Source organism: Niastella populi (assembly GCF_002078015.1).
In the GTDB taxonomy this organism is placed as follows: Bacteria; Bacteroidota; Bacteroidia; order Chitinophagales; family Chitinophagaceae; genus Niastella; species Niastella populi.
In genome coordinates, this window is sequence record NZ_LWBP01000242.1 from 1 (window position 1) to 9,947 (window position 9,947).

6 protein-coding genes, 1 tRNA gene and 1 pseudogene are annotated in these 9,947 nt (G+C 44.1%); 7 read left to right on the forward strand and 1 reads right to left on the reverse strand.

Going from position 1 to position 9,947, the window contains the following annotated elements:
* Positions 1 to 279 precede the first annotated feature (279 nt).
* The 4 genes and pseudogenes from A4R26_RS30980 to A4R26_RS36265 all read left to right on the forward strand — a co-directional run.
* Positions 280 to 353: transfer RNA gene (locus A4R26_RS30980), tRNA-Pro, on the forward strand.
* A 259-nt stretch (positions 354 to 612) separates the two neighbouring features.
* Positions 613 to 1,263 (forward strand): hypothetical protein, encoded by a 651-nt coding sequence (locus tag A4R26_RS30985; RefSeq protein ID WP_133054836.1) that lies wholly within the window; start codon positions 613 to 615, stop codon positions 1,261 to 1,263.
* Between the two features lie 92 nt (positions 1,264 to 1,355).
* Positions 1,356 to 1,910: a hypothetical protein gene (locus A4R26_RS30990; RefSeq protein ID WP_133054837.1), complete on the forward strand. Its 555-nt coding sequence runs from the start codon at positions 1,356 to 1,358 to the stop codon at positions 1,908 to 1,910.
* 158 nt (positions 1,911 to 2,068) lie between these two features.
* Positions 2,069 to 2,587: pseudogene (locus A4R26_RS36265) on the forward strand (hypothetical protein); the annotation flags it as partial.
* Here A4R26_RS36265 and A4R26_RS31000 read toward each other — a convergent pair.
* Positions 2,491 to 2,937 (reverse strand): DUF3375 family protein, encoded by a 447-nt coding sequence (locus tag A4R26_RS31000; RefSeq protein WP_081170492.1) that lies wholly within the window; start codon positions 2,935 to 2,937, stop codon positions 2,491 to 2,493. The pseudogene A4R26_RS36265 and the gene A4R26_RS31000 overlap by 97 nt on opposite strands.
* A gap of 193 nt (positions 2,938 to 3,130) precedes the next feature.
* On the opposite strand from A4R26_RS31000, the gene A4R26_RS31005 reads away from it, so the two are divergent.
* The 3 genes from A4R26_RS31005 (at position 3,131) to A4R26_RS31015 (ending at position 9,788) form a co-directional block, all read left to right on the forward strand.
* Positions 3,131 to 8,863 carry an IPT/TIG domain-containing protein gene (locus A4R26_RS31005; protein WP_081170494.1) on the forward strand — a complete coding sequence of 1,911 codons (5,733 nt, stop codon included), beginning with the start codon at positions 3,131 to 3,133 and terminating at the stop codon, positions 8,861 to 8,863.
* Positions 8,864 to 8,961: 98 nt separating this feature from the next.
* Positions 8,962 to 9,207, forward strand: a complete 246-nt coding sequence (locus tag A4R26_RS31010) for a hypothetical protein (protein ID WP_081170496.1) — start codon at positions 8,962 to 8,964, stop codon at positions 9,205 to 9,207.
* A gap of 155 nt (positions 9,208 to 9,362) precedes the next feature.
* Positions 9,363 to 9,788: a hypothetical protein gene (locus A4R26_RS31015; protein ID WP_081170498.1), complete on the forward strand. Its 426-nt coding sequence runs from the start codon at positions 9,363 to 9,365 to the stop codon at positions 9,786 to 9,788.
* The last annotated feature ends 159 nt before the right edge of the window (positions 9,789 to 9,947 follow it).

Consider the following 9,947-nt stretch of genomic DNA (forward strand, 5'->3'; position numbering starts at 1 on the left):
GTTCCAAATATTGCTATTCCCCGTGTGGATGATACTTATAATGCAGGAACAGCTAGCTGTAAAGGCGAGTTATCAAAATCTCTCCTGATACAGGCATCGATGCGATGAGCCTGAGCGCCAACGGTAAAAAAATCACCGTAATGCCATAGATCGGCAATATTTATTAAAAACTTTGAGCGGGAAAGCTTCTTTAATTTGGAGGGAAAGTGGAAAGTCTTTACTTTTGCAACCCTATTTGAGCGGAGAGATTGATTGGTGAATATGAAGCGAATAGCCGCTCGGGAGGTAGTTCAGCCCGGTAGAATACATGGTTTGGGACCATGGGGTCGCAGGTTCGAATCCTGTCCTCCCGACAGAAGCTGCAAGTCGTCGATTTGCAGCTTTTTTATTTTAGTGAGATCTTCCATATGGAGGATTTTTTTATGCCCGGCTGAGTCTATAACTGAGTTGTTACTTAGTACTTAATGTTAAGATAATCAATATTTTACGGCTCATTTTTTAGGTGCGTCATTTTTCTAATGTATCAAAAATGCACTTATTTGCAGTGAGTGATTCGGTGAGTAAAAGTTGGCAGTTATTTTTATAATATACCTTGCCGTGAAAGGCCAGAATATGGAAAGCAAGAAGGTGAATAGCCGCGAGTTTATTCCGACAAGTCCAGTGGCTTCCATGTTTAATATTTTTGGAACCATTCCGGTAAGTCATTATACAGGAACACCGGATGTCAGTATTCCACTGGGAGGTATATCCTATAAAGATCTTGGTTTGGATTTGACTTTAAGGTATCACCATGCCATTGGAGCGAAACCAGATGCCATACCCGGTTACTTCGGCAATGGCTGGCTGTTGACAACCGGCGGAGTAATTACCCGGCTGTCCAAAGGGGTGCGTACAGCTGAAATCTCTGGGGAAAACGACGTTCCAGTACCCGCATCGAGATTTGATAAGAACGTGCGTATTTTAAAGTCGTACCCCAATGACATTTATGGATCCTCATTCCAGTCCATCCGATATGTGGCTTCACTTCAGTATACCTATTATCCCTATGTCGAATCTAAGGAAGAGGAGACATTTGCAGAAAACGGCGAATCTATTGTTACTATTACGGATAATGCATATGATGACGAATATAAAGTGTTGAAGCAATCAACGGTAAAGGGAAGTAACAATATTTCTCATACTACGCTGTTGCAATATCCTTTTGATGAGGTTCGAAACGGTAACACGGTACCTTATAGGTGGCGGTCCATCTATTATGAATGATGTGCCTTACTCCGGCAAATTTCAACATAGAAGTGTTGTTGTTGATGCCAATCATGTTTATTTATTCAATAGATATAAAAAAATTATTACAATTGAAAGACATAATTAAGATTATCGTACTCGTTTTATTTTTTGCTTTCTGTAATTTTTATTGCAAAAATTCCGGAAAAGGAAACGCTATTAAGAATGACGACTTTGTAATAAAACCTGAGTTAAAAAAGTTCGAACGTTTTATCGAAGATGCAAGATTTAAGATCTATCTAAAGATGGGCGCCAGGAAGGTAGCTATTGAAGACAAAACCAAGCTAACGGATAGCATGTATTTGGGATCAATGAATCTTGCTCTATATGCGTGTGAGCAAAAATATAATGGACTTATGGTGGACTTTATGTTCGAGTATGGGGATAGTGCAGCTTACGCTGACAACTCACCCGACGCAACAGGTAGTGTATTTTATAAAAATGTCAATATAGATGATTGGCATTTTGCTTACGGCGACTTGCGTATGATATACTTTGATTTGCCGAATCAAATTGATACTACAGTTATAATACAAATGCTAAACAATGGAGAAATAATCAATCCTTGGTTTAAGAAAAAGTTAGAAGATAGTATTGTAAAAAAGATTAAAAACATAACAAATTAGATAAAGGCCCGCCTTCAAATGGCGGGCTACTTTTTGCTTGTGCGCCTTTATTCAGCAAATAAAAAAAATGCGGCACATCCAGAGCCGTTTGCCCATATTACCCTAAGAAAGGGCGTCACTTAGCCGGAGTTAAACGACAATACTGCGGACAGTTAGGTAAAACCGAGAACAGCCAGGTAGGCGTATTTGGTGCTTTATGTGCGGGTTCGCTGGTGAACCTGGCGCAGGCTCGACTATCAGGAATACAAAAGCAGGTAAGCAAAATTGATCAGGCAGCAGAGATCATCGCTCATGTAATAATAGGGTTAAAAACAAAAGTTCGCTGGGTATGTTTTGATGCGTTCTATGGTCGGGACATGGCGTTGCTGGCGGATTTGATTAAAAACGGGATTGAGTTTGTAGCAGATGTTCCGGACAATCTGCAGATATGGCTGGAACCATTCCAGATGTGGGTACCTGTAAAGAAAAAAGGCGCCCGTGACAGGCGAAGTAAAAATCCCAAACCGAATCTGCCGGGTATTTCAATAAAGAAGTATGCGGAGTCCTTGACAAAAGGAAACAGGAAATACATTACGGTACGTCACCAAAGCGGCAGAAGAAAATTGCAGGCATGGTATTCCTGCTGTCTTTTTTCATCCATTAGAAATTCCCAAAAGGCTTTAAAGCTTTTGCCCTGATTCATCACTTTCACAGTATCTGAAGTCAGCTCGTGCAAGTCCTCCCCATCATCATTTGGATATTTTCGCAAAAAGCCTGAATTGCTCCATCTCTCAATATATTGGGTAGCCCGCACGCTATAGTCGTCAAAAAGGGTAGTAGCCTTTAATTCATCATCGTTTTCTTCATACTCCAGGTCCTCCAGATACCTTTCTAGCTTATTTCTTAATTCCATATTGGTGATGGTCGTAGTATGGGTAGCTTTAAAGACTTTATAAAAAAAGGAAAGCATGAACGGAGCATTTTTTGTCCGTACCAGCACTAGGGGTAGAGCAGTTTTAAATTGAAGATTGAGCTCATCGAAAGTCATTCTCTAATATAAAAAAAATTATATTAAATGTAAATAGTTGAACCCAGGGACGTGGAAATCATGAAGACCATGATACCGCTTTGGGTGATATAGAAGTTTATTTCGAGCCCTGATGGCGTTAGTGTAGCGTGTTAATAAAACCCTGACCGCAAACTTGTTTTTGTTTGATTAATTTTCGCTATATCTTAGTTGTATGTTTTTCACTATTACACCAAAAACGCTGCGGAAAGGAGTGCTCCTTTCCTTTTTATCGTTATGTATCTCTGTTATTTCCTGGGCTCAGCCAGCCATAAGCGCTTTTTCGCCGGCTTCAGGCCCGGTTGGATCCACGGTTACCATTACAGGCCTTAATTTCAGTGCCACTCCTGCTGGTAATATCGTATTTGTAGGCGGCGTAAAAGCCAACGTTACTGCCGCCAGTACAGGTTCACTAACGGTTACTGTACCTTCGGGGGCCATGTATCAGCCCATTACCGTTACTACCAATGGACTTACCGCCTTTTCCAAAAATCCTTTTAATGTAACTTTTACCGGCGCTACGCCGTTGTTTACCACCCGTTCTTTCGATTATGCCGGCCGGGTTGATTCGGTTGATAGCAATATTGAAACTACCAAGCAAGCGGTGGGCGATTTTGACGATGATAAAAAGATAGATGTAGTAGCTGTTGACAGGTTGCACAATACACTATCTGTTTACCGTAACACGACCACCGGCGGGGTTATTTCTTTTGCGCCAAAAACCGATTATCCCACAGGGCAGTATCCGCGAGCCGTTACCGTGGCCGATATTGACGGCGATGGAAAACCCGATGTGATCGTTTCCAACACCAATGATTATACTGTTTCAATCTTTAAGAATACTACCACCGGCGGGGTCATTTCCTTTGCGCCCAAAGTTGATTTTGCTACGGAGCAGGACCCTGCGGGCATCTCAGTAACCGATCTTGATAATGATGGCAAACCCGACCTGGTCATTCGTACCCAGCGACTGGAGACCATGGTGTCGGTGCTCAGGAATACCACCAGCGGCGGAACCATTTCGTTTGCCAATAAGATCGATATTATGACCGTAGCTGGTTTAAGCGACGATCTCAGGGTTGCTGATATTGACGGCGATGGCAAAACGGATCTTGTGTTACCCGATTTCAACTTTAACGTAATACAGATCTACAGGAACACCTCTACAACAGGGGCACTTTCTTTTGCTGCCAAACAAACTGTTGCCACCGGTTCTAACCCCGATCACCTTGAAGTGGGCGATCTGAACAGCGATGGTAAACCCGATCTGCTGGTGTCCTATTATTATGGAACCAGTATATCGGTTCTTACCAATTCCAGCGTATCGGGCACCATTAGTTTTTCTAACACGCTGAACTACCCGCTGGGCGATAATACCTTTGGGTTAGCCATCAACGATCTGAATGGTGATGGCAAGCCTGACCTGGCAGTTGGTGTGGGCAGTAACTCAATTGCGCTTTATAAAAATACCAGTGCTTCCGGTGGCGCTATTTCATTTAGTAGTAATGTACAAATGGGCGCTACGTTTAATGAAACCATTGCCGTAGCCGATTTTGATAACGATGGCAAACCCGATCTGGCGCCGTTAAGCGGTATCTATCGGGTAACCATCTGGAAGAACCGAACGGCCAGTCCGCAGTTGTTGTCATTTACACCTGCTACTGCTATGGCCGGCACCACTATCACCATTAGTGGTGTTTATTTGTCTGGCGTGAATGCCGTAAGTTTTGGCGGCGTTCCTGCCGCATCGTTTTCGGTAGTGAATGATAATACCGTAACAGCAGTTGTAGGAGCAGGTGAATCGGGACCGGTAACAGTAAAAACTTCAACAGACTCTGCCCGGGCTAATGGGTTCGTTTTTACTTCACCGCCGGTTATCACCGGGTTTAATCCTTCCAGCGCCTCCAATGGTGAATCTATAACCATCACGGGTAATTATTTTACAGGCGCCACTGCTGTAAGTTTTGGCGGCACGGCCGCTGCGTCTTTTTCTGTAATAGACAATCATACCATTACTGCCAAAGTGGCCAATGGAACATCGGGTGATGTTAGTGTTACTACACAATACGGCACCGCATCGGTTCCCGGGTTTGCCTATACGCCCATACCCGGTCTTACTTCGTTTAGTCCGAACAAGGGGGGAGCTGGAACAACTATTACCATCAACGGAACAAATTTGCTGGGGGCCACTGCGGTTAATTTTGGCGGTGTAGCGGCCCGGTCGTTCACGGTCGTTTCTGCAACCCGCATTAATGCGGTGGTAGAAGGCGGCGCTTCTGGCGCTATTGCCGTAACAACTCCGTTCGGCACGGCAACCATCAATGGCTTTAGTTTCGTACCTCCGCCTACCATTACCTCATTTACCCCGTCGGTAGCACCTACAAACGGGTTGGTTACCATAACCGGTATTAACTTTAGCTACGTAACCGGCGTTCAGTTTGGCGGCGTTGCGGCTACCAGTTTTACTATAGATAATCCGACTACCATCTACGCCTGGGTGGGCGCCGGCGCTTCCGGCGATGTTGCCGTTTTTTCGCCCTATGGTAATGCCAGTTTACCGGGTTTAACGGTTAAGCCACGCCCGGTGATCTCGTCGTTTAGTCCAACCACAGGTCCCGTTGGTTCTACGGTTACCATTACCGGCCAGCATTTCACTACTGCAAGCAAGGTTTTGTTTGGACCGGCTGAAGCAGTTTCATTCACCGTTGTGTCGGATAATATTATAACGGCTGTTGCCGGTGTTGGCTACAGTGGTCCTATTACTGTATATAATGATATTGCCTCTGGCGTTTCGAACGATTATTTTCACTTCCAGTATGCGCCACCCGAAATAACTTCTTTTACTCCAACGTCGGGGGCTACAGGAACACAGGTAACCATAACCGGTAAGAACTTTTACCCGGAAATTACAACCGTGTATTTTGGTAATAAGGGTGCATCGAAGGTGGTGGTGAACTCCGAAACGAGTATGACCGCCACGGTTGGCGCCGGCAATTCGGGCGATGTTATGGTAACAACCAATGGCGGCACTGCCTCATTGCCCGGCTTTACATATATACCGCCGCCACCTGCAATTACCGAGCTAACACCTGCACATGCGGTGGAAGGAACGGCTGTTATTATTACCGGCGAAAGGTTTACCGGTGTTACAGGTGTAACGTTTGGCGGCGTGCCGGCAGCCTCGTTTACGATCACTTCAAATAACTATATCACGGCCATAGTTGGTGCGGGCGCTTCTGGCGATGTTGCCGTTACCAACCCTTCGGGTACAGGTAAAAAATCGGGTTTCCTTTTTGGAGAGGTGATCATTAGTTCAATTTCTCCTGCTACCGGCGGGCCCGGTACGGTTGTAACCATTATCGGATCAGGATTTGTAAATGGATCTAAAGTATCGTTTGGTGGTGTTGCCGGAACTTCAGTTAAGGTAAACTCACCTACAAGTATAACGGCTACCGTGCCAACAGGTGGAGCAGGGTTGGTTACTGTAACCCTGCCGGATGGATTTTCGGGTTTCAGCGATGCCTTTACCTACGTGTCGCAGTATACCACCATCACATCCGTTACACCCAATGTGGGTACCGCGGGGTCAACTGTTGAAATTAAAGGTTCTAACTTTTCACAGGCATCAGAAGTAAAGTTTGGCGGTGTGCCTGCTGCTTCCTTTACAGTGAATTCTCCTTATTCCATTACGGCTACTGTAGCGGGTGGAGCAACGGGTAATGTGGCGATTACTTCGCCCCTGGGCATTGGTACGTTTAATGGTTTTACTTATACCACTGCACCCATTATTACCAGCTTTACACCGGAAGCGGCTTTGTCGGGAACAACGATCACCATTACGGGCGCCAACTTTAATACAACGGCGGCGGCAAACATCGTATACTTTGGCGGACTGAAAGCAGAAGTATTAACTGCTTCTGCAAAATCGCTCACGGTAAAAGTGCCGGCGGGTGCACCGTATAATTATATAACTGTAAGTAATAATAACCTTACCGGTTATTCACAAAGAAAGTTCAAGGCATTGCTGAATGCAACTGCGCCATTAAGCTTCGCTTCGTTTGAAGCGAGAATTGATAGTGCCTGGGGTATTTGGGGTTCTTCGCCCAGGCAGGTAAATGCTGCTGATTTTGACCTCGATGGCAAACCTGATGTAGCCGTTTGTCATAAGGGTACTATAGGTACAGAACACATTGCCATCTTTAAAAACAATTCAAATGTTGGTAAACTGTCGTTCTTACCAAAACAACTCATTAATTCAACGCACGGCCCACTTAATTCTGCCACCGGTGATTTGGATGGCGATGGTAAACTCGATCTGATCGTGGCCAATGCAATGGATGGTCAGAATCTTTCGGTATACAGAAACAACAGCACCGGTAATAACATTTCATTCGAGAACGAGGTATATTATCCCTATACCGGTCCCGATCTGAATTATGTAGCCTGCACCGATATTGATAACGACGGAAAACCAGACATCATCATCGTCTCTGCATACGGCGGTGCTTATGTATATCGTAATACCAGCACGGTAGGTAATTTGTCTTTTGTTCGAGCCCCCTTCAACGCTGGTATTTATATAAATGCGCTTACAGTGGCTGATATTGACCTTGATGGAAAAACAGATCTCGTGTTGTTGGCACACTCCTTTTCATCGAACAGCCTTGGCGTTGTAATGAGAAATACAAGTACACCCGGCACCATCGTATTTGAACAGGGTAAGCCGTTTCAAACCGGTCCTGACCCGCGGTATTTAGCCGTAGGCGATATGGATGGCGATGGTAAGCTGGATATTCTGATACCCGGCGGAAACAGTAAAAATTCAATCTCCATTGTAAGGAACCTGAGCATACCCGGTAACATATTAATGGATAACAGGAAAGACATCACTACCATTGGTACACCGAGTGCTGTGGAGATCGGCGACCTGAATGGCGATGGTAAACCTGATATTCTTGCTGCCGATAACGGGGCACTGGCTATCTTTCCCAATACGAGCACGACTGGTAGTTTCTCCTTTGGCAATAGAATAGAATTGACGACCGCCGCACGGGTGTATTCAATTTGTGTTTCTGATATTGATTCAGACCAGCGCCCTGATATTGTTGTGTCTAATGAGCAGGTGGGAAGTATTTCTTTTTTCCGTAACAAACTGAGCTCTCTGGTGGTGAACTCTTTCTCACCTGCAAGCGGTACTACGGGAACCGTGGTTACCATTAAAGGTGAAAATTTGGGCGGCGCTACAGCGGTTACCATTGGCGGTGTTTCTGTTTCTTCTTTCACGGTGGTTGATGCCAACACCATTACTGCGGTGGTGGGCGCCGGTAAATCGGGCGATGTAATTGTAACCACACCGGTGGGCACCGTGAGCCTGAGCAGCTTTACTTATATTGGCGCACCGGTTATTACCTCGTTCACCCCAACAACAGCAGGGACAGGCGCTACCGTAACTATAAAGGGTACTTTCTTTACAGGCGCAGCTGCGGTAAGTTTTGGTGGTGTGGCAGCCCGTTCATTCAGTGTTACTTCCGATTCTGTTATTACGGCTGTAGTAGGGGTGGGGGCTTCAGGTACAGTGGCTGTAACAACACCCATTGGCAAAGGAACACGCGATGGTTTTATTTACGATGCCTTAACGGCTATTGTTGATCCGGCAAATGCAAACAGTAAAGAGCTGACGGTAAAACCGAATCCGGCGTATGATGTGTTGATCATTAAACACCCGGCTGCTTCAAAAACAGCCACGTTGCGGTTTGTTGATATTACCGGCCGTTCGGTAAAGCTGATCAACCTGGCGCAGGGCGTAACGGAAACGACTACCTCTGTAAACGGATTGCAGGCAGGCGTTTACACCATTGTTTGGAGTGATGGAAACAGAACATTAAGCAGACTGGTGGCTGTGCTATAGCAGCACCTTGTATTTGATTGTAATTCAATGTGTTAAATGGGTGTTTTTTGGAAATTTTTGATGTGTCAATTAAAAATTTACGGTTTCAAATTAAATAAATGATTAAAGTAGAAAAGGAAAAAAAAGCACTTAAGGCAATTCATGATTTAATATGTCACGGTCGTAAATTAGCATATGAAGGGACCGCTTCAAAGATATTAGCCGAATTCATGGATGATTTGGAATATTTGCCAGCACTAATGTTACAAGAATCTGACACAACTGATTTATTTGAAGAATATCTAAAGGGAACGTGCAAACAATTTGATTGCGATTATATTGCTACTTTGTATGAGAAGGTATAAAAACTTTTTCAGGGTTTGTAGTGATATAAATGGAGATAGTACGTGGCCTAGAGTAAATACCGTTGTTAATAAGGACGGAACAAAGACAGTAGCAATCACTATTCATATTAGAGGTAAGGTACTGCGATTGCCTCAAACAGTTACAAATTAATTCAATGAAAAAATTTTCCTATCTGATATTGCTTGCAGTTGCCGGATGTATTACAAAAAGCACAAACAAAGTTCCTGTTTATTTGGAAAATAACAGTGAAACAGATTCCATCATTAATATAAAAACGTTGATAAATGGAAAATTTTATAAGGACGTGCCGGTAAAAAGAAATCCCATTGCGGATAGGTATGAAAAGCTGATGGTTGAATGGCCGGATACAATGGATAGCACCGTCCTGACATTTATTATAAAGGAAACCGGAGATTCGACCCGCTGTGTATTGCATCGTGATAGTTTAAATCCCAAGACCTGGGTGCATGTAAATTTTAGTGAAGCGATCTTTAAAAAGGGAAGTAAACTATATGACGTGATTTTGAGCAGTGATTCAGTTGTTAAACATGAATTTTATTCTGAAGTTATTAATAGATGAGGATATCTAAATAAAAGCTGCAGTTCATCTTAACTGCGTTTTTTTTCAACCGGTCAATACCGGTGAATTTACACTCCTGGAGTTCACGGATCAGGTTGAATTGTTGGGATCAAGTCAAATTTTTGGGAGATTTATGGTCAAACATGGTAGGGTAATGGT